Source organism: Wielerella bovis (assembly GCF_022354465.1).
GTDB lineage: Bacteria > Pseudomonadota > Gammaproteobacteria > Burkholderiales > Neisseriaceae > Wielerella > Wielerella bovis.
This window is the reverse complement of sequence record NZ_CP092361.1, coordinates 1853537-1876627: the sequence shown is the minus strand read 5'-3', so window position 1 is coordinate 1876627 and position 23091 is coordinate 1853537. Positions and strand designations below refer to the sequence as shown.

Sequence of the window (23091 nt, the reverse complement as noted above, 5' to 3'; positions counted from 1 at the left end):
ATCAACGCTCCCTGAAACTTTCATCTACTTTAGTTTGCAATGGACTCAACAAATAATCCAATACTCGGCGTTGCCCTGTTTTGATTTCTGCGCTGACATTCATACCAGCCGTTAAATTTACAGTTTTACCATCAATTTGCAAATCCGTTTTATCTAATGCAATAATTGCACTATAAACCAAACCCAGTTGTTCGTGTGTCATTGCATCATGACTGACACTTTTGACTTTACCAGTCAAATAACCATAGCGCGTATAAGGAAAACTCTCAATTTTAACCACCGCTTCTTGCCCAGCATTCACAAAACCAATATCTTTGTTCAACACCAATGCTTCTACTTCCATACGTTCATCATTGGGAACCACAACCATAATCTTCTGCGCCACTTGCACCACACCACCAATGGTATAAGTAGCCAATTCCTGTACCGTTCCATCAACAGGAGATTGCAAAGTCATCAACTGTTGCCGTTGTTTTGCACGTTCCGTTTGTCCACGATATTGGTCAATTTGCTCATTCGCTTGGCGTAAAGCATCCAAAGTATCACGTTTTAAATTTTGCGTATTCAACGTTCGGTTTTGTTCCGCCTGCATAATAGCAGCCTGAATTTGCTGAATTTGACTGCGCGTACTCTTCAAATCATTTTGATTACTGACCGACTTACTTTCCTGTTCCAAATACGCATGTTCAGAAATAAAATTATCTGCCTTCAACTTACGATAATCCAACGTTTTCTGCCTCTCAATCACCCCGACCGACACCAATTTCTGCTCCTGAGCCTGTGCAGATTGCAATTCTGCTTGATGACCACGCAATGCTGATTGCAATTGCGCATCTTGCATTGCCCACGCTTGATACTGATTTTGTGCCAAAACCTGCGCCGATTGAATCTCCACTTCTGCCAACCCCAACTGCTTAGCCGCAGCCACATCAATATGCGGCACCGACCGAGAATCCAATGCCGTTAAAACCGCCTCATAACGCAATTTAGATAATAAAGCAGCCTGAAAAGCCTGTTCCGATTGTGTTACATCACTATCTGAACCCACCGCATTTAATTCCACCAACACATCACCCTGTTTAACCTGTTGCCCATCGCGCACATGCACCGCCTTAACCACCGCTGTTTCCAATGGCTGAATGGTTTTGCTACGTTCCCCTAAGGAAGTTTTACCTTGCGCAGTCGCCACAATATCAATCTGTCCAAACCACGACCACAACAACGCCAATACCGCAAAAATCATAATCAAACGCGCAGTCCATTTAGGAGCGGCAGATAATGGCGTTTCAGTCAATTCCAAATGTGCAGGCAAAAAAGCACGTTCATCAGCACTACGAACAGGCGGGTCAAGTTGGTCGCGAATAGACCAAACATTGCGCCAAACCGTTGCATAGCGAGAGAAAAAATCTTTTAGAGCTTGGAAAAATAACATAGTGATTTAGATAAACAAAGAAAAAAACAAATGCAATAAAAAGCAACAAATACAAACAAAATAGAACACATCCACACAAAGATTATATCGTGAGAACACAGAATAGGCAGCCGGAGAATCAAAAAAATGTAGAGAAAGAAACAATCTACGAAATGATTGCATTTAAACGAGTTAAAAAATAGCAACACTAGAATGGATTTCCTGTGTTTTTAGGCTGTGTTTTTAGATTGTTTAGAGAGATATTTGTAAATTTCAGGCTGCCTGAAACTTTATCAATAAGCCTATGAATCAATCCATAAATAAAATCATTAAATAATGAAATAATGCAATTAAGAAACAAAGTTGATTGAGAAAAATCAAATATCATCAGCAAGATAATGGGAGTAATATACTGGGAATAAAAATAGATATTGATGACTGCTGATAGGCAGCCTGAAACCAGATAAATATAGAGAATAAGCATATGAGTCATAAAGAAACCGAACAATTACAAATGATGCAATACCGTATGATGTTGGAAAATCTACCCCAGCATCCTGAAAATCTCCAGCAATTAGAAGCGATTGCCGAAAATGGCAGTGCCGAAGTGATGTATATACTGGGCTGGTGCTATTTTAAAGGGGAATATTTACCCAAAGATTTGGATAAAAGCCAGTACTGGTTGGAAAAGGCGAAAGCGACAGGGCATGAAAAAGCGGAAGAATTATTGGTTTACTGTCAGTTTTTACAGATAACTAAACAGGCTAAAGAAAATAAATTAAGGGTACATTAGTATGGGGAAAACATTTATTTTTTTATGGAAAGTTTGTATTGCTGTAATGTTAAGTTACACACTTTACTCAATAATTTTTGGATGGTATATCTACCCTAAACTAGGTATTTATTTTAGTCAAGATAGTTCTCGTATTAAAACAGCTTGTGCACAAAAATATGTTCATATACCAGGTAGACCAACAAGAGATTTTATTTTTATTGATAATAAAAAATATGATATAGGGAGTATTTATTTACATATAAATACAAGAATTGTAGATATAGATAAAAACTTTTTTCCAATTTATGATAAACGAGGTATATTTGAAGATAATTTAAGGCAAGCTTATAAGGCTGGGGCACCTTATAAATGTCATAAAGTAAAATATGTTTCCATTATTGATTTGGGATTTTGGAAGAAATTTTACATATATGATTACATTCAAGATTGATTTAAAGATAAAACAGCCTGAAAACCACTTTTAGGCTGCCACAATTCAGATAAAAATAAAAAGGAATAAGCAATGGAAAAAACATTTATTTTTTTATTTAAAGTTTACCTTTTTGTAATGTTTTGTTATTCATTTCATCTAATCGTTTTAGGATGGTATGTCTATCCTAAATTAGGTATTTATTTTAGCCAAGATAGCTCTCGGATTAAAACAGCTTGTGTTGGAGGATTTATTAATTCCAAATGGAACGCTATTATTATAGATGGTAAGAAATATTATGAAACAGATGTATTTTTATACACTACACCATTTTTTGAAGTTAAAGAACTATTTCCAATATCTAAAAATAACAAGCGCGCTATGTTGGAATCTGATGTTAAATCTGATGGAAAAAAATGTTACCTAATTAAGTATGTTTCCATTATTGATTTGGGATTTTGGAAGAAATTTTACATATATGATTACATTCAAGATTAATCTGAATGTGATATTTGCCACACTATTATTTTTTACAACATAAGGAAATATATCATGAATATGATTAAAATCAGCGAAATGATTGGTGCTTTTTTAAAAAAAGACAAAGATTTGACATTAACAAGATTTAATTATAATGACCAAAATCAAAATTCAGGTAAGGTTTCAAGCTTAACAACGATTGTGAGTGGTCTTAATAATGTATGGTCAATTACGCATAATATTGAAAAGCCTAAAGAATCATATACTCAAGCTTTTATGGGTTTAATTTTAACTATTGCTGACACCATTGATTTCATTGCAAAAAATCCAAAATTTAAACATTTTGCCTCTGTGGGAAGATTAGCTGTTCTAATTCCGAGATTAAAAATTAATATTGATAATTATCAAAATGATGTAAAATATGATGGTACTATTCAATTTACCACAATATTAAGTATTTTTTCTGATTCAGCAACCATTTTTGCCGAAGTTGCTAAATTTACTCGTTTTAATCCGTTGGGGGCATTAGTCAATGTTTTAGGGTTATTTGCAACGGAAACCAGCAATAGTTTAGAAGAAGAATATAAGAAAAATCCGCAAAAATTTGCTGAACGTATTGCTCCTAGTGATATTTATGAGTATTTATTGCTTGGTGCTCAATTAACGATTGATAGATGGGTTGAAAAAACAGCTTCTTTAGAAGAATTGTTGGATAGTTTAACCCCTGATTTTATGACGCCTTGGGATTCAGACCCTGTTACTTTATATGGTGATATGGATGAGAACGGTAATAAAGTAATTCGAGATGATATTCTTGATGCTTATGCTTGGTTTCAGCATTATGACTACAACGATAAGTTTACCATGCATGGTGGAAAGGGGAATGACACCTTAATAGGTGGGGTAAACGATGATTATTTATACGGCGATAAGGTAGATGACGATGATTTAGACGGTGGTCATGGCGATGACATCCTAAAAGGTAATGGTGGAAACGACACAATGTTAGGTGGTAAAGGCTTTGACACCTACTACATTCGTGATAACGATACAGTTTACGATGAAGATGGTTTAGGTAAAATCATCTTCTCCGCCCCACAAATACACACAACAGGCAGCCCTTTGGGCGGCTGGGAAAGTTATGACCTTAATCTTGAAGTAGGCAACTTTGAACGAGCAGATCATTCTAACGATGATGCTGCTGATATGCTTTGGGTAAGTACTCAACGTGATAAAGAAGGTAAACCCATATTCACTGCCACACGTCAAGCAGGAAGTCAGGATTTGCATATTCAATATGTGGGTCAATATGATAAAACCGACTCTGTTACCATTAAAAACTTTTTCTCTTCACCTAATGTAAAACAAGAAGATGGCAGCTGGTCTGCATTAGGCATTACACTCAATAATCAAACCCCTCGTAATTTACCCCATAAATCCAATGTTGGTACCAATCATCAGGTGCATCGTTTCACGCATTCTTATTTCGCAACAGAGGATGCTTCATCAAGCTATGAAGTATTGGCAGCCAATCGTATGGCAGATGCATTATCGGTTACAGGCGGCATGAAAGATGACAGTTTATTCAATAGTAATAATGGTTCTGTCGTTGCTTATTTAGATGCAGGTAATGATGTTGCTTATGGTGGTCGTGGCTACGATTGGCTATTTGGAGAAGAGGGCAACGATATTTTATATGGTAGTGCATTGAGTGCACGTCCTGCACAATACAGCGCAGATGAAGACCGAGATTATTTGGTAGGTGGTGCAGGGAATGATTTGATTTATGGTGTAGATGGTGATGACATCATTTACACAGAAGAAGACAACAGTCGCGGTAAAAAATTTAGTCATCTGTCCAAAGAAAGCGGCAACAAACGCGGAGATTGGGCATCAGGAGGCAAAGGTAATGACCAAATTTACGGTAGCGAGAACAAAGATTTCCTGTTAGGTGGCGAGGGAAGCGATATTATTTATGGTGGTGCCAGTGATGATGTTTTGATTGGCGACGGCAATATTTTCCCGAATGTGAAATTGCATCGTTTGACAGGTAGTATTGATGAATACGCCAACGGCAAACTGAAAAGTACTACTACAGGCACTATTAGTCGCCCACAAAATTTAGATTTTGATGAAACAATAGATAAAACCACAGATACGCGACATCGCGCTAATCAAAATGCATGGACGGTAGAGTTAATCAAAACCGAAGATGAAATACACGGTGATTATACAAGTGATTACCGAATTCTTCATGCATTAGGCTTGCGTTTTAATGAACACATTTCATCATCGACACAAAATAATGACGATTATTTATATGGTGGAGCAGGAAATGATTTGATTATTGGTCAGCATGGCAATGACCATTTATGGGGCGAAGATGGTGATGATGTTTTATGGGGAGATGACAATAGAGACGATACTATCATAGGCAATGATTATCTTTATGGTGGAGCAGGAAATGATAAATTATTTGCAGGTTTAGGTAATGATTATTTACACGGTGGGACAGGATACAATCTTTTAGATGGTGGCAATGGTTTTGATACCTATGCATTATTTTCAGAAGAGTTTAATGGATTAACCCACAATATCATTCAAGATAGTGATGGGTTTGGCAGAGTATTGGTTGATGATGTAGATTTGAGTACAAAAACTTGGCGTTTTGATGCCAAAACGGAAAGATGGCAAACGGATAATTTGGATATTTATTTGAAAGAAAGTGGTGGCGATTTATTGATTATGAATCAGATGGGTATTGTGGCTGCAACCATCAAAGATTTCAAAGAAGGTAAATTAGGGCTGAATGTGAAAAACAATCAAGCACCTGTTGCAATATCTGATAATTTAGCTGATTTAGTAGCAATGGAAGGTATTGCTATCAAGTACGCTTTGAGTGGTAACTTATTTACAGATGAGGATATAGAAACTTTGACTTATGAAGTAACTTTGGCAGATGGTAGCGCATTACCGTCATGGTTGCGTTATGATGAGAAAAGTAAAACCATTATTGGAATTCCGCAAAAGGATAATGTCGGTCAATTGGCTTTAAAAGTAACCGCTAAAGATGCAGAAGGTTTAACTACATCAATTAATTGGAATATCGTGGTAGAAGAAAAGCCTAATCGTGCACCAATTGCAACTGTCAGCAACTTTATTTCTCCAATATTCAAAGAAAATGAAGCCATTACTTATACGCTGCCTGAAACATTATTTATAGATGATGATGTTGATCCACTTACTTATCATGTTCAATCTGCTAATGGCGAAGCTTTGCCTGAATGGCTAAATTTTGATAGTAAAACGCGCACATTGTCAGGTATGCCAGATTTTGAATCTGCAGGTTTTTATCCATTACGCATTATCGCTACTGATAGCAAAGGTTTGAGTAGCAGTATGACTTGGCAATTGGAAGTTTCCGATACCAATCGCGCTCCAACCGTTGAAAATAGTATTCCTACGCAAAATATCACTGCAAAAGAGGATTGGCAATATCATTTAGCGGTTAATAACTACTTCCAAGATTTAGATACAGATGATGAGTTGAGTTATACAGTTACTTTATCAGATGGAACAGCACTACCTTCATGGTTGCATTATGATGCTGATACACAGACTTTGAGTGGCAATGCACCCCAAAAAGGGCAATATCATTTAGCTGTTACCGCTACTGATAAAGCAGGAGAAACGGCTACGCAAACTTTGATTGTCAATGTGGCTTTGCCCATTGTTAATAATGGTGGCGAGAATACCATTATTGCGGGTAGTGCTAATGAAATATTAGAGGGAAGTCTAGGTTCAGATACTTATATTTTTGGTAAACAATTTGGTCAGGATACGGTCATTAATTTTAATCCAAATCAGCAGGACAACGATATTTTACGATTTACTCATACTAAATTGAGTGATATGACTATTCAACGCAATGAATCAGATTTGGTGTTAACTCAAAAAGATGGGCAACGTGTTATTGTACAAAATTTCTTTGACAAAGATGGTAAAGGAGATTACAGCATTCAATCTATTGAATTTGCCGATGGTAAAACATTGGATACAGAACAATTACGTCAATGGGTAACGAGTCCTACGACAGGCAATGATAAATTATATGCCTATGCAGAGGGTGGCAAAATTTATGGTGGTAATGGTGATGATGTTTTTATTGGCAATACAGGCATAGATTATTTTGTGGGCGGAGCAGGAAATGATATTTTGCAAGGAGGCAAGAATGATGACCGTTTAGAAGGTGGTATAGGCAATGATACCTACTTGTTTAATTTAGGTGATGGTAATGACCGTATTTACGATAGTTTTGGTAGCGATATTTTAAAATTAGGTCAAGATATAACCAAACAAGATTTATGGTTTAGCCGTACGGGTCGTGATTTAACGATACAAATTCTAGGACAACAGGATAGTGTTACTATTGAAGGTTGGTATAACGTTATTCCGCGTCGTATAGAAACAATTCAAATGGCAGATGGTGCGTATTTAGATGTTAAATCGGTTCAGCAAATGGTTCAAGCAATGGCAAGTTTTGCGCCACAACAGGGAATTGGATTGAGTGAAGTTGAACAGATGCAAGCTTATGCACAACAGATGATATCTGTGAGTGGCATTTGGAAATAACATGAAATAGTCATTGTTAAAGGCAGCCTGAAAAATCATTTTCAGGCTGCCTTTCATCAAACATTAAACAGATACAGCTAATAAAGTTGGAATATGTTTCAATTCATCCGATTGCCAATTTGTTGCAGAAACCATATCAGCACCAAAAGCATTCATCGCATTGACCATATTGTTTGCGCCGGATAATACACGATTCAGTTCTGTTGCATTCAGATTAACGGTTTGGTCTTCAAATACCAATTTTTCAACTTGGTAGTAGGTACTATTGAAAAAGTTATTAATCAATACCGTATCTTGACTATTCTGATGACTTAACAACAGGTCAGAACCTTGTTTAATCAAGTTCATATCAGATAAAGTCACATCAATAAAGGCAATGGTGTCATTATCATTGTGACCTCCCTCACGAATAACATCCTGACCATGACCTTTGGCAAAGACATATGTATCGGAACCAGCACCACCGTTTAAAGTGTCATTACCTGCACCACCAATTAAGGTATCGTTGCCAGAACCTGCATTCAAAACATCATCGCCAGCACCGCCATCCAACACGTCATCTTTGTCGTTTGTGGTTAAGGTATCATTGCCATCGCCACCAAACAGAATATTTTTACCGTTCCAACCTGTAACTTTATCATCGCCAACAGTTTGCGTTAAAGTTAAACCATTTTCAAAATACTCTTGTAAAGTAACCGTTTTATCGCTGAACTGGAAAGTTTCAATTTGATAGTAACTGTTTTCAAAAAAAGATTGAATGCGTACCGAATCTTGCTCATTGTAGCCCTCAATAATTAAATGATTACCATCTTTACGGAATTTCACTTCATTTGAAGCTACATCAATAAAACGAATGGTATCGTTGTTGTCTGAACCATAATCCTTGATAACATCCTGACCATGACCTTTGGCAAAGACATATGTATCGGAACCAGCACCACCGTTTAAAGTGTCGTTACCTGTACCACCAATTAAGGTATCGTTGCCAGAACCTGCATTCAAAACATCATCGCCAGCACCGCCATCCAACACGTCATCTTTGTCGTATGTGGTTAAGGTATCATTGCCATCGCCACCAAACAGAATATTTTTACCATTCCAGCCCTTAACCGTATCATCACCAGTAGTTTGCGTTAAAGTTAAGCCATTTTCAAAATACTCTTGTAAAGTAACCGTTTTATCGCTGAACTGGAAAGTTTCAATTTGATAGTAGCTGCTTTCAAAGAAAGATTGAATGCGTACTGAATCTTGCTCATTGTAGCCTTCAATAATTAAATGATTACCATCTTTGCGGAATTTCGCTTCAGTAGAAGCAACGTCAATAAAGCGAATGGTATCATTATCATTGTGACCTCCCTCACGAATAACATCCTGACCATGACCTTTGGCAAAGACATATGTATCGGAACCAGCACCACCGTTTAAAGTGTCGTTACCTGTACCACCAATTAAGGTATCGTTGCCAGAACCTGCATTCAAAACATCATCGCCAGCACCGCCATCCAACACGTCATCTTTGTCGTATGTGGTTAAGGTATCATTGCCATCGCCACCAAACAGAATATTTTTACCATTCCAGCCCTTAACCGTATCATCACCAGTAGTTTGCGTTAAAGTTAAGCCATTTTCAAAATACTCTTGTAAAGTAACCGTTTTATCGCTGAACTGGAAAGTTTCAATTTGATAGTAGCTGCTTTCAAAGAAAGATTGAATGCGTACTGAATCTTGCTCATTGTAGCCTTCAATAATTAAATGATTACCATCTTTGCGGAATTTCGCTTCAGTAGAAGCAACGTCAATAAAGCGAATGGTATCATTATCATTGTGACCTCCCTCACGAATAACATCCTGACCATGACCTTTGGCAAAGACATATGTATCGGAACCAGAACCACCGTTTAAAGTGTCATTACCTGCACCACCAATTAAGGTATCGTTGCCAGAACCTGCATTCAAAACATCATCGCCAGCACCGCCATCCAACACGTCATCTTTGTCGTATGTGGTTAAGGTATCATTGCCATCGCCACCAAACAGAATATTTTTACCATTCCAGCCCTTAACCGTATCATCACCAGTAGTTTGCGTTAAAGTTAAGCCATTTTCAAAATACTCTTGTAAAGTAACCGTTTTATCGCTGAACTGGAAAGTTTCAATTTGATAGTAGCTGCTTTCAAAGAAAGATTGAATGCGTACCGAATCTTGCTCATTGTAGCCCTCAATAATTAAATGATTACCATCTTTGCGGAATTTCGCTTCAGTAGAAGCAACGTCAATAAAGCGAATGGTATCATTATCATTGTGACCTCCCTCACGAATAACATCCTGACCATGACCTTTGGCAAAGACATATGTATCGGAACCAGCACCACCGTTTAAAGTGTCGTTACCTGTACCACCGATTAAAGTGTCATTACCAGAACTGCCATTCAAGACATTATCTGCTTTATCGCCAATCAAGAAATCATTTTTACTGCTACCTGAAACATTGGCTTGTTCTACATTAGCAAAATGCAAATCCAAAGTTTCCATCACTTTCTTATCCAACATTGGTACAACATCAGCCAATGTAGATTCATCAGCAAGTGCAAAATAAGTCGCCAACAATTCAGGCAGCCCTGTTTGTTTTAGCTCAAATTTGCCATAGCCCATCAATTCAGCCAAATCCACCATTGCTTTTTGTGGATTGTCTTCGTGTACTTGATTGAATGTGGCAATCACACGAGAGAAATCCAAAGCAAATTGCTCATCCTCAATTTTGAACGCAATTTCATTCAAATAGGGTTGCAAACGAGTTTGAAACAACAAACCTTTGTAAATATTATCGGTTAAGCTAGCATAAGTATCATTTGTGATTTTTAACACTTTTTTGGCATCATCTTCACTGAACAAGAACAAACGGCTGCTGTCTTGTCCTGTGAATGCATCCAATACCGCCATGCGGTCGCGAGCTACACTCATTGCAGCCCGTGTTTCATTAGATAAAGAAACTAACACATTACCTAGTTGTTTAGCTTGAGATGGCGTTAATGCACGACCTTGATTACGCGTTTCTGTAAAAGTTGTGGCTAATGCAAATTCACGTTTGCCCCATTGTGGGTCGGTTTCTGCCCATTCGTGTACCAAGTTGTCCAATAAAGCCAGTTGTTCTTGCTTGGTGCTGGCTTGCGAATAAACACGCAAAGCCGCAGCCAAATCGCCCGACAATGCTGCTGCTTCACGCAAATCACGCAAACGACCAATGCCGCTCAAATTAGCAGCTTGGCTTTGCTCGGCGGTTAATTCAATGCGGTCGGCAAAACGGCTGTACAAATGGTCATTTGCCAGCAGTAAATCTGCCATTTGCGCGGTGCTACCGTCTGTTTTGGTATAGCTGCCCAGTTGGGCGATGCTGTTGCCATTGCCCAAATCTTGGCTCACGTCTTTATAAGCAGTATTGAGCGATTGAATGCCCAAATCTGCCAAAGTGTGTAATTCATCGGATTGGGAAATACCGTCTTGGTTGGCATCTTGCCATACGCGCAAAGTGGCAAAAGCGACATCGTTGGCATCCACCACACCATCGTTGTTGTCGTCCAATTCTGCCAATGCAGCATAGCCATGCTGCGCCAAAGTACCGTCTGCCAATACAGTGCTGTCGCCAAACAATTCACCACCATTGTCAATGATGCCATTACCATTTAAATCGCGCACGAGCAAGCCATCGCCACTTGCCACCCAACCTGTTGCGGTGCGAATGCCGTCTTTGTTATGGTCAAACAGGCTGCCTGAAAAGCCTGATGCAGCAATGGTTTGAATGCCGTTGCCGTCTAAATCTAGAGCAATAGGGTCTGAAACAAAGTAATTACCATCCTTATAGGATTTCATTTTTTCATTGTATTCAATCAAAGCTGTGCATTCTGGACTCAATTTCATTCCAGTAAGCATCCCTATTAAACCACCAATTGTAGAACCAGCAAAGGCACCTGCTGGACCTAATAGACTACCAACAGCTATGCCTACCGCTCCTCCAAAACTAAATCCCATATGCAAATCATCTCTGCATTCTTTTTGAATTTCTCGAATGCTTGGTTTTTGTGTTGACATAATTAAGAGTCTCCTAATAATCAAATTAATTAGCTTAGTTGAGTTTTATTAATAAAAAATAAATTATTTCTTACGTAAGGTATTTGAAAAATATAAAAAACTTGAAATTAATGATAATAAAAAAGCAAATAATAAACTGTATTTTATTAAAATGTAGACAGTAGTAAAATTAAATGTACTTCCTTGAATTAAAGAAAAAATAAAAAAGCATAAAAAAAAAAGAACATTTTGAAAAAATAAAATTCCAAATTAAAAAATTTAAGAATGAAGTATTCCTAAAAGAAATTTGTTTTAAAAAAAATGCAACATACATAACCCTTACATTTTTAAATAACCTAAAAATAAAAACAGCAAGCGTAGGGTGGACAACTTGTTTTGCCCACGCGTTTTTGTACACATCACATAATTCCATTTCAGGCAGCCTGAAATCCAATTTCACATTGATTAACACAATCTTTACTTTGTGTAATGCTATGTAATTTATTCACCTATTTTATTTTTGTCAAGCGATTTTACATTGCACTCTCGCTAAAAAATGCCCAATATTTCAATTATCTTTGTTTTCATGCTGCCTTTGCGCCCTAAAATCAGGCAGCCTGAAAAAACAAAAAAGCGAAGTTCGCAGGAAAAAATCCTACAAACTTCGCTTTTGATTTTAGCAAGCGTAGGGTGGGCAACTTGTTTTGCCCACGCGTTTTTGTACACATCACATAATTCCATTTCAGACAGCCTGAAATCCCATTTCATATTGATTAACAATCTTTACTTTGTACAATTTATTTTGCCTATCCTATTTTTGTCAAGCAAGCAAGCGTAGGGTGGGCACTCGTTGCCCACGCGGTTCAATCGTATATGTTAAAATGATGTTTTAATGTGAAATTTTCCATTTCAGGCTGCCTGAAAATAAAAAAATTGGGTAAAAACCCAACCTTGTTTTTTTAACCATTTACGGTCAATTACTTTTACCATTGCAACGCGTGGGCAACGAGTGCCCACCCTACGCTTGCTGGTCCCATAGCACTATTGATTGAGGAGACTCTATTGTTAAAATGTTTAACAAAACTTCCAACAAATGTTTGTTTATCTTTCATGATTAATTATCCTTACAGAATGCCACAACTAAAAATAGAAAAGTAAAAAAAATAGTAAAAAAAATTAGCCCTCCTGGTTTATCATATTTAATAAAATCAATGATTGATTCTATGACAAGATATGCTATATAACATATGCTTAATTTATCAAATATTTTTGAACTCATTATTTACCTCTTGACCTGCCAAACCAGCTAGCGTAGCTCTGCTCTCCGAGCCGCCATCTATAGTTCAAACTGTTTGAAAAATTGTAATCTGCATTGAAAAATGCTAAATCCATTTTCAATTACATCTCTAATCTTTGAATAAACCTATTACCAATTTAGTTTTATTCAAATTAACGTTTTTTTTATCATTGCCTATCCTAAATTGTCAAATCTTCTGTATCATTGCGTTGTATATCAATGTTCGTTAAAATTCTTGCGCTGTTCTTATTCTTTTTTTACAAAACGGTTATTCTATGGCTTCTTCCTCCACTCCTAAACCTGCTTTGGCCGGCTTAATTGTATTGGCCCACTATCATGGTATTGCTGCCAACCCCGCTGACATTCAGCACCATTTCTCCGTTTCAGGCAGCCTCAATGGCGATTTAAGCCAAACCGAATGGCTGTTGGCGGCAAAAAAATTGGAATTGAAAGCCAAAGTAGTCAAACAATCGGTGGCACGTTTGCCTTATGCTACGCTGCCTGCATTGGTGTGGTGTGATGATGGCAACCATTTTATTTTGGCCAAAACAGACGGTTCGGGCGATGATGCCAAATATTTGATTCAGGATTTGCAGCACAATAAACCTGCGGTTTTGAATGCGGCAGAATTTTCGGCACGGTATTCAGGCTGCCTGATTATGGTGGCATCGCGCGCTTCAATCTTGGGCAGTTTGGCGAAATTTGACTTTACTTGGTTTATCCCTGCGGTGATTAAATATCGCCGCATTTTTATTGAAGTCTTGATTGTTTCGGTGGTGCTACAAATTTTTGCGCTGATTACGCCTTTGTTCTTCCAAGTGGTGATGGATAAGGTGTTGGTACATCGAGGTTTTTCCACTTTAGATGTGGTGGCGATTGCGCTATTGGTGGTCAGCTTATTTGAAATTGTGTTGGGCGGTTTGCGAACCTATATTTTTGCTCACACCACTTCGCGCATTGACGTGGAATTGGGCGCGAGACTGTTTCGTCATTTATTGGCTTTGCCCTTGGCGTATTTTGAAAACAGACGGGTGGGCGACACTGTGGCGCGGGTACGCGAATTGGAACAAATCCGTAATTTCTTGACAGGTCAGGCTTTGACTTCGGTATTGGATTTGGCATTTTCGTTTATCTTCTTGATTGTGATGTGGTATTACAGTCCGACTTTGACTTTGGTGGTGTTGGCTTCATTGCCTGCTTATGCGTTTTGGTCGGCGTTTATCAGTCCGATTTTGCGCGCACGTTTAAATGAGAAATTTTCGCGAAATGCCGACAATCAATCGTTTTTGGTGGAAAGCATGACGGCGGTCGGCACGGTCAAAGCGATGGCGGTTGAACCGCAAATGACACGCAAATGGGATAACCAGCTTGCGGCGTATGTGAATGCGAGTTTCAAAGTAACTCGATTGGCGGTGATTGGGCAACAGGGCGTGCAGTTGGTGCAGAAATTGGTTACGGTGGCGACTTTGTGGATAGGGGCGCGTTTGGTGATTGAAGGCAAATTGACGGTGGGTCAATTGATTGCGTTTAATATGTTGGCGGGACAAGTGGCGGCACCTGTGATTCGTTTGGCGCAATTGTGGCAGGATTTTCAACAGGTTGGTATTTCGGTGGCGCGTTTGGGCGATATTTTGAATGCGCCGACTGAAAATCCGTCTTCCAAATTGGCGTTGCCCGATATTCGCGGTGACATCACGTTTGAACACGTTGATTTTAGATACAAAGCCGATGGGCGTTTGATTTTGCAGGATTTGAATTTGCAGATTCGGGCAGGGGAAATTTTGGGCATTGTCGGGCGATCGGGTTCGGGCAAATCCACTTTGACTAAATTGGTGCAAAGATTGTATGTGCCTGAAAACGGTCGGGTTTTGGTGGACGGCAACGATTTGGCTTTGGCAGACCCAGCGTGGTTGCGCCGCCAAGTGGGGGTGGTGTTGCAAGAGAATGTGCTGCTGAATCGCAGCGTGCGCGACAATATTGCGCTGACGGACACGGGTTTGCCTTTGGAAATGATTATTCAGGCTGCCAAATTGGCGGGGGCGCATGATTTTATTATGGAATTGTCGGAAGGTTACGACACGATTGTGGGCGAACAGGGCGCAGGTTTATCAGGCGGACAACGCCAGCGCATTGCCATTGCCCGTGCTTTGATTACCAATCCGCGCATTTTGATTTTTGATGAAGCCACCAGCGCGTTGGATTATGAAAGTGAACGCGCGATTATGCAAAATATGCAGGCGATTTGTGCAGGACGCACGGTGTTGATTATCGCGCACCGCTTGTCCACCGTCCGCCACGCCCACCGCATTATTGCGATGGACAAGGGCAAGATTCTGGAGCAAGGCACACATGACGGTTTGTTGCAAAAACCCGATGGTTATTATCACTATTTGTATGATTTGCAAAACAGTTAAGCGGTTTGAATTAGGGTTTCAGGCTGCTTAATGTCGCAATAAATCAAAAGAATCAAATATCATTGCTATTTTTTGGAATTAAGTGGTAATTTGGATTGCTTGGAATGAAAATTATCAAACTGTATTCAATCAACAGCATATCAGTCTAAGGTTTAGCATAGTGGATTAGATTTAGATTAGGATAAGGAGAGCCAACTCTGTGCTAATCCAAATATAATCCACTATAATAATTGATGTTACGCAACAATCTGTCATCATCACACACACCCAAGATTTTCAAAGTACGCCACATCACGGTTTCAATCGGTTGTTCTTTCATGACTTCACTCCACGCTTGGGAATTTCGCCCTTGTAAAACTCAAAGCCTTGCATGGTTTTGATTTTGTTCAAATCCACTTCATCATAACCGTGCAAATCCGCCGCTTGCGCCAAATTTACCAAATTCACGGTAACGCGCCGTACCGAGCCGTGCGCCATGTTCACAATCTGTTTCAGCAAATCCGCTTCAATCCGCAAATTGGGCGCGTACACGCTCGCTAAAATTTCCGCGTCCGCTTGGCTAACTGGCTGCGCTGGAATCCACGACAACACCCGACCGTGAAACCGCTCAAACTTCTTCAATTTATTCGGCAACTGCTCTTCGCCCACCAGCAAAATCGGGGCTTGGCTGCCTTCATAAATATCGCGTACCAATTCCACCATGCCGTTTTTGTTGAGCAGGTAATCCGCTTCGTCCAAAATCAAAGGGCGTTGGCTGGCTGCCATTTGCTCACAAATCGCGTCCAAACACGCTGCCGCGTTTTTTGCAATCGGCAAACCCATTTCAAAACAAATCTTTTCCAGCAGTGTTTTCTTGCTCCACGCACTGCGGATTTGCACATAATAGGCTTGCGTGGTATTGGCAACCGCAATCGTGGCTGTGGTTTTGCCGTAGCCGCTGGGTCCATACAATACGCCCAAAGCTGGCAAACCGTCCAAGCGGTTGGTCAAGCGTTCCATTGCGACTTTAACCAAAGTCAAATTGGTAATTTCTGCCATTTTCATGGTAAAATGCTCCATATTTGTGTAAAAAGTTTTAGAGGACAGTCCAAATGGTCAGATTTGGACTGTTTTTTTTCGTTTCAGGCTGCCTGAAAAACATCAAGCCACTTGTTTATTCATGACTTTAAATTCAGGCGTGCGCGTGTAGCTAATCAACCACCGTTGCGCCCGTTCAGGTTCACGCCGTAAATCCGCTTCCGATAAAGCCACCAAACGCGACCACTCCGCCCATCGCCCAGCTTCTGTGGTGGGCAAACACCAGTCTTCTACTTCCAGCACTTCCACCGCTTTCGGCTCGGGCTTGATTTCAGCGCGTGGCAACAAAACCGCTTCTGTTTCGCGCTTGGCTTGCGCCAAATCCACCACCAAACCGCCCAAACTCACGCTCTGTTGATGTTCCAGCACTTTGGCAGGTCGCGCTGCTTCCACCACGCTGATTTTGGTTTCCAAACGTTTGACTTGCGCGTCCACACGTTTGTCTTTCGCCTGTTCAATAAAGGGTTTGGGCATATAATCAATGCGGTTGCCGTTCCATTGCGCTTTGCACACAAAACGCCCATCATCGTCAAACAACCAAACCCAATCCGCGTTGTGGATGTTGTATGCCACGCGCAATTCATCGCCGTGATACTCTTGCAAGTCTTGGCTGAAATACAGATTGTTGTGCAACTGAATTTCGCCACGCGCCACTTTGCGAACCGCTTGCGGCATAAACAAATACATCGCATCGTCTTCGTCCACCTGCGTAATCGCGCTTTCCTGTGCTTTCAAAGCCCACATTTCATTGGGTGTCATGTGGCGAATGCTGCCTGAAACATCGGTTACTTTCGGCAAACTGCGGTGTGGGCGGTTGTTGTATTCGCCCACCCACTCATCGCCAAACGCCACAAATTCACGCCAATTGGGAATCAGGTTGCTTGAAAGTGAGCGAATATTCGCCAACGCTGGCACATTTTTCAAAACAATCTCTTGTTTCATCGCTTTTCGACTGGCTTTGTGGACTTTTTGCGATGTTTCCGCGTCCATATCTTTACCGATATAACTTTGGAACTCTTTGGCAGCCTGAACCCACACCGTTTGATGCACACGCTCAATCACACCACGCGCTTGCGAGCTATACGGCAGCGAATGCACCATCGTCATGCCCAAACGCCCCATCAGTCCGACCGCATCGTCTTTCATCAAAGCATTGTCGTAGCCCTTGCCGTTGTCCACATACAGCACCGCGCCTATGCCATTGACCACGCTGGCGTGTGCCAATGCAGCCGTAACCGCCAAACTGCTTTCCGCCAAATCCACCGACCAACCGACAATTTTGCGCGTTGCCACATCAATCACGGTTGTGATTTCAGGGCGAAACGGCTTGCCCGAATCGGGGTGCAGCACTTCTGCATCAAAAGTATGACCGTCCATGCTGTAAATATCGCAGGGCAACAAATCATCAAATTTGCGCCGTTTAAACGGCAACAGATTTTTCAATTCACGCTTACCCATACGACCATCTTCACGGAACACATTGCCTGTCTTGTCCAACCAACGGCGTACCGCGTCTTGACTGGGTACTTTGGCAAGCGGTTGCCGAATCGCCCAATCTGCCACAAACTTGCGGTAAGCCGCGCTGACCGTTGGTTTCTGCGGCTGCCTGTAATAATGCAAAAACAGGCCAAACCATTCAGGCACTTGCCAATTTTTCTGTGGTGTCTTGGACATCAAACGGTTTTCTTCGCGCTGTTTAAACCAGCGTTTAACCGTCCGTGCATTTGGCACTTGCTGACCGCCACCGCGTTTATCCGTTGCCAACACCAGCATTTTCAGCAAATGTTCCTGACTGGGGTGCTGGGCAGAAGTGAGAAACGTAGTAATCGCTGCATCTTTGCCGACTTTCGTTTCCTTCATCAGCGTTTCAATGGCATTCAATACCGCTTCGCGTGCGCCTAGTTGGGTGCGTTGTGCTTCGGTGCTGCCTGAAAGGTCGGGTTTTTCAGGCAGCACGTCTGCAAGGGCAGGTAATGGCACGGCAGCCTGTTCTGCCAGCACTCGTTCTGTGTGCTGTTTGATGATGGCTGCCTGAATTTCTGGGGGTGGGAGGTATTCTTTTTTCACGCCACCTTTACCGCCTTTGGCTGGAACTTCTCGGAATTGCCAGTTTTCTGTTTTGATGCGTTTTGTGATGCCTGCTTTACTTGGTGGCAACAATGGCAACGACATTTCAATTAGTTCACTAATAGAGTAATGCGATTTCAGTTCCATTTTCAGGCAGCCTCTTCATATAAATACCGATAACGTGGGCGAATCCTCCGACCGTCTTTTGTCCAACGCTCGGGAAATAACTCATGTAACGGCCTATTTAAAAATGCGGCTATGACTTTTTCACCCGACAAGCTCGGCTGTTGTAGTGCAAGACTAACCACTTTGGGCGATACGTCATACAACCGTGCCACATCAGTTAGTGTTTTGCCGCGCATTCTGATTTCTGCTCTAATCAATTCAGGGTGCATACTCAACCTCCTATCACACACCTTATATAGGATAAAAACCATTCAATCGGCAGTCCGTACGTCTCATAACCACGCAGACTGCCTGTTCAATAGTCTTCATAACCATCCCATTTCATAGGGGACGAAATCAGCCCCTATTTCTGATTTTTTTCCAAATTGTTAAAGAACAAATCCAAATCAGGTACAATGTTTAAAGTTTCCGACTGGAAGTTGTAAACATCATAAAGTAGATTACCAAAGTATGCAACTAGAAAACCAAAAGAAAATCTCATAATTTATCATATTATTGTTTTTAAATGAAATAAAGTTTTCTACTTGGTATTCAACAAAGTAATCTACTTTGGATTTAAAGTAGATTACTCTTGAAAGGTTTTTCTCTATGGAGCTTGGCGCACAAGAAATTACTGAATTAGTGGAAAAAGCCGCCGAATTGGGGGCTGAAATTGATTTACCCAGCACGAAGACGGGTGTAAAAAAACGTGCAGATAGCCAAAATTGGGCTACGCGTGTGGTTAAGGGTAAGGGCGGTCGCGGTGGATTAAAAACTTTGTATTCATTACCACTTGAAACCATTGAAGAATTAAAAGAAAAAGGCTTGCTGCATCTGCTGGATAAAGGCGATGCTGAACCTGTTGCCCCACGCCGTAAGCAGCCTGCGCTCCGCCCTGTGGCAGTAGGCGTGCCTGATTCTATGCGTTCTATGGTCGCCGAATACGATGATTGGGCTGCTGAACAGGATACTGGCGCGATTGTCCCTGTGCGCTACCATGTCAATGTATTTGGCAGCGCAGGTAATGGCTACATCTTTAACGAGTCTTTGGAAACACAAGCCATGTGGTTCAGGGCTTCGTTCTTTAATGTGCTGGGCGTGAAACCTGAAAAGTGTTTCTGCACAAGGGTTAAAGGGAGTAGTATGGAACCCACATTGATTGATAGGGGAACAGTGTTGTGGCAAATGCAAGACCGCTATGCCACTGAAGGGATTTACTTGTTCAGACAAGTTGAAGAACTGCGAATTAAACGCTTGCAGCGTGTGAATGGGTATACGTTCCGCATCATCAGCGATAATCCAAATAAGGACATCTATCCAACAGAACTTCTGGATTTGCGTGAATTGGAAGATTATGAGTTTGAGATTTACGGCAAATATCTATGGGATTGTGCGATACGCCCGTAATCATTTGTGATAAAAACCTGATAAAAAATATGACAAAAATCGCGCAAAAATGATAAGAATTTGCTCATTTTTGCGCGAAATTTTGCATTTTAGTTTTGGGGTGTGATTGTGTCTTGTGTGTTGATTTATTTGCGATTTAGCGCAGCGAAAATGCAATCCCACCCATGACAAAACTATCACTACCCCATAACATGAAGTGGTAATAAAAGCAAACTATTTAAGATGATGAATACAGGATTTATAAAGGCAGCCTGAAAATAAGGTATTACAACATTTGCAAATCGCTAACACGCTCAAAGATTTGGTCTGGACGCTGACCTTCTTCCCACAAATTAATTTGCAGATTCAAGTCATTCACCGATTCGGCTTGACGCAAGGCTTCTTCGCGCGTAATCAAATCTTCGGTGTACAATTTGAGCAAGTCTTGGTCAAATGTTTGCATACCGTCGGTGCCAGAACGTTGCATCAAACCCATACATTCCATCAATTCGCCTTTGAAAATGTGGTCTTGCATCGCTGGTGTATTAATCAGCAAATCCACAATCGCACGGCGACCACCTGCTTTGAGTCGCGTTAAACGTTGTCCAATAATCCCGACCACGTTCAACGCCAAATCCATTAAAACTTGTTGATGGCGTTCTTCTGGATAGAAGTTCATAATCCGTTCAATGGTTTGCACGGCGTTGTTGGCGTGAATCGTGAAAATACACAAGTGCCCTGTTTGCGCCAGTTGCAACGCATATTCCATCGTATGTTCATTGCGCACCTCGCCCACGCAGACCACGTCTGGCGCTTGACGCATGGCAGATTGTACCGCCATTGACCATGAATTGGTGTCAATGCCCAATTCGCGTTGTGTGAAAATGGATTTAATCGGTTTATGCAAATATTCCACAGGGTCTTCAATGGTTACGATATGACCAGCAGAATGTTTATTGCGCCAGTCCAACATCGCCGCCATAGATGTGGATTTACCCGAACCTGTTGCACCCGCCAAAATCAGCAAACCGCGTGGTTGCATAGCCAAATCTTTCAAACCTTGTGGCAAATGCAAATCGTCCACCGTCAAAATTTTAGTAGTAATGCGCCGCCAAACCATACCCATGCGACCTTGTTCGTGATACGCATTCACACGATAACGCGTACCATCTGAAGAGGAAACCGAATAGTTAAGCTCCAATTCTTGGTCAAAACGTGCGCGTTGGTCTGGATTCATGGTGGAATGTACCAAAATTTGCGTGTCTTGTTGCGACAAAGGTTTCAGCGGCATTGGCGTTAATTCGCCATTGATTTTGAATGATGGCGGAAAACCTGCGCTGATGAAAATATCCGATGCACCACGGCGTTCACATTCGGCAGACATTTTTTCTAACAAAGGATGCAAACCTTTGCGTTGTGCCGCTTCCGCTGTAGAAGCTGCGCCACCAGCAGGGGCGGCTGGAACCGCTTGTCCTCGTGCAGCAGCTTTACCTGCAGCATGTGGAATAGTGTTAGCAGCATTGGGCGTAACTTCATAATCTTGTACAAAACTTTCCAACAAGTTAGCCAGTTCCGAAGGTTTTTTCTGTGGTTGCTGTTGTTGCTCCGACATTTTATGCTCCTTGTCGTATCAAATTACACAATCATGTCAGGGTTTTGTGCTTTGGCGCGTGCATCAGCTAATGATACGATGTTGCGGCGCACCAAATCTTGCAAACATTGGTCTAATGTCTGCATACCAAAGTTTTGACCTGTTTGAATGGTGGAGTTCATTTGGGCAATTTTGTTTTCACGAATCAAGTTACGAATCGCAGGTGTAGAAACCATGATTTCATGCGCGGCAACACGACCTTTACCGTCTTTGGTTTTCAGCAGCGTTTGTGCGATTACGGCGCGCAATGATTCGGACAACATGGAACGAACCATCTCTTTCTCGCCCGCAGGGAACACGTCAATAATACGGTCAACGGTTTTGGCAGCGGAAGTGGTATGCAAAGTACCGAATACCAAGTGCCCTGTTTCGGCAGCGGTCAATGCCAAACCGATGGTTTCAGGATCGCGCATCTCGCCCACTAGAATAATATCTGGGTCTTCACGCAAGGCTGATTTCAGCGCGTTGGCGAAACTGTGTGTGTGTTCGTGCAATTCACGTTGGTTTACCAAGCATTTTTTGGATTGATGCACAAACTCAATTGGGTCTTCAATCGTTAAAATATGACCTGCGTGATTGTCGTTCACATAGTCAATCATCGCTGCCAAAGTGGTGGATTTACCTGAACCTGTTGGACCTGTTACCAAAACCAAACCGCGCGGTGTATCGGCAATTTTTTGGAAAATACGCGGTGCTTTTAATTCTTCCAGCGTCAATACTTTGCTGGGAATGGTACGCAACACAGCAGCGGGTCCGCGATTGGTGTTAAACGCATTGACACGGAAACGCGCCACATTTGGTAATTCAAACGAAAAGTCGGTTTCCAAATTTTGTTGATAGTTTTTGCGTTGCAAGTCGTTCATAATAGAACTAATCATGTTACCCACATCTTCCGCACTCATTTCGGGCAGATTGATGCGGCGCACATCGCCGTGTACACGAATCATTGGCGGCAAACCTGCGGATAGGTGCAAGTCTGATGCTTTGTTTTTCACGCCAAAGGCGAGCAAGTCGGTAATTTGCATACTCATGATGGGGGGTTCTTTCTTGTTACTAAAAATAAATAAAACGTTATTTTAAAGAAGTTTAAGCATTTTGATAAGGCGTGTTGGTAAAAAGGTTTCAGGCTGCCTGAATTACGTTGTAAAAATAACGAAAAAGCAGCCTGAAACCTTTGTAAAATCCCCATCTTTGGCACATTTCTGCGCGATGCGTTTCTCAAACGCTTACCTATCTATATG

Annotated in this window: 14 protein-coding genes; 6 read left to right on the top strand and 8 right to left on the bottom strand. The window is 41.1% G+C overall.

The features are described 5' to 3' along the window. Position 1 precedes the first annotated feature (1 nt). Entirely contained in the window at positions 2-1432 is a 1431-nt protein-coding gene (locus MIS45_RS09130; protein WP_249450182.1) for an HlyD family type I secretion periplasmic adaptor subunit, read from the bottom strand. A gap of 463 nt (positions 1433-1895) precedes the next feature. Between MIS45_RS09130 and MIS45_RS09125 the strand changes: the two genes are divergently transcribed. The 4 genes from MIS45_RS09125 (at position 1896) to MIS45_RS11410 (ending at position 7728) form a co-directional block, all read left to right on the top strand. Further along, positions 1896-2204 carry a hypothetical protein gene (locus tag MIS45_RS09125; protein ID WP_249450296.1) on the top strand — a complete coding sequence of 103 codons (309 nt, stop codon included), beginning with the start codon at positions 1896-1898 and terminating at the stop codon, positions 2202-2204. Between the two features lies 1 nt (position 2205). Next, positions 2206-2637, top strand: a complete 432-nt coding sequence (locus MIS45_RS09120; RefSeq protein WP_249450295.1) for a hypothetical protein — start codon at positions 2206-2208, stop codon at positions 2635-2637. Between the two features lie 72 nt (positions 2638-2709). Continuing rightward, positions 2710-3114, top strand: a complete 405-nt coding sequence (locus MIS45_RS09115) for a hypothetical protein (protein ID WP_249450294.1) — start codon at positions 2710-2712, stop codon at positions 3112-3114. Between the two features lie 258 nt (positions 3115-3372). Further along, entirely contained in the window at positions 3373-7728 is a 4356-nt protein-coding gene (locus MIS45_RS11410; RefSeq protein ID WP_283397419.1) for a putative Ig domain-containing protein, read from the top strand. Between the two features lie 63 nt (positions 7729-7791). Here MIS45_RS11410 and MIS45_RS09090 read toward each other — a convergent pair whose 3' ends face one another. Continuing rightward, positions 7792-11814: a calcium-binding protein gene (locus MIS45_RS09090; RefSeq protein WP_249450292.1), complete on the bottom strand. Its 4023-nt coding sequence runs from the start codon at positions 11812-11814 to the stop codon at positions 7792-7794. Between the two features lie 962 nt (positions 11815-12776). Further along, the gene (locus tag MIS45_RS11405) at positions 12777-12905 is read right to left on the bottom strand and encodes a hypothetical protein (RefSeq protein ID WP_283397418.1); all 129 of its coding nucleotides are present in this window, start codon (positions 12903-12905) and stop codon (positions 12777-12779) included. Between the two features lie 460 nt (positions 12906-13365). Here MIS45_RS11405 and MIS45_RS09085 point away from each other — a divergent pair, with 460 nt between their 5' ends. Continuing rightward, entirely contained in the window at positions 13366-15504 is a 2139-nt protein-coding gene (locus MIS45_RS09085; protein ID WP_249449936.1) for a type I secretion system permease/ATPase, read from the top strand. Positions 15505-15819: 315 nt separating this feature from the next. Here MIS45_RS09085 and MIS45_RS09080 read toward each other — a convergent pair whose 3' ends face one another. From MIS45_RS09080 to MIS45_RS09070, 3 genes are all read right to left on the bottom strand, one after another. Further along, positions 15820-16548: an AAA family ATPase gene (locus tag MIS45_RS09080; RefSeq protein ID WP_249450291.1), complete on the bottom strand. Its 729-nt coding sequence runs from the start codon at positions 16546-16548 to the stop codon at positions 15820-15822. A gap of 96 nt (positions 16549-16644) precedes the next feature. Continuing rightward, positions 16645-18795 (bottom strand): Mu transposase C-terminal domain-containing protein, encoded by a 2151-nt coding sequence (locus MIS45_RS09075; protein WP_249450290.1) that lies wholly within the window; start codon positions 18793-18795, stop codon positions 16645-16647. A 2-nt stretch (positions 18796-18797) separates the two neighbouring features. Continuing rightward, complete coding sequence (locus tag MIS45_RS09070; RefSeq protein ID WP_249450289.1) at positions 18798-19043, bottom strand: helix-turn-helix domain-containing protein; 246 nt, start codon at positions 19041-19043, stop codon at positions 18798-18800. A 379-nt stretch (positions 19044-19422) separates the two neighbouring features. Between MIS45_RS09070 and MIS45_RS09065 the strand changes: the two genes are divergently transcribed. Beyond that, entirely contained in the window at positions 19423-20220 is a 798-nt protein-coding gene (locus tag MIS45_RS09065) for a S24 family peptidase (RefSeq protein WP_249450288.1), read from the top strand. 265 nt (positions 20221-20485) lie between these two features. On the opposite strand, the gene MIS45_RS09060 is transcribed toward MIS45_RS09065, so the two are convergent. Further along, positions 20486-21811 carry a PilT/PilU family type 4a pilus ATPase gene (locus MIS45_RS09060; protein WP_249450287.1) on the bottom strand — a complete coding sequence of 442 codons (1326 nt, stop codon included), beginning with the start codon at positions 21809-21811 and terminating at the stop codon, positions 20486-20488. A gap of 23 nt (positions 21812-21834) precedes the next feature. After that, positions 21835-22875 carry a type IV pilus twitching motility protein PilT gene (locus MIS45_RS09055; RefSeq protein WP_249446020.1) on the bottom strand — a complete coding sequence of 347 codons (1041 nt, stop codon included), beginning with the start codon at positions 22873-22875 and terminating at the stop codon, positions 21835-21837. Between the last annotated feature and the right edge of the window lie 216 nt (positions 22876-23091).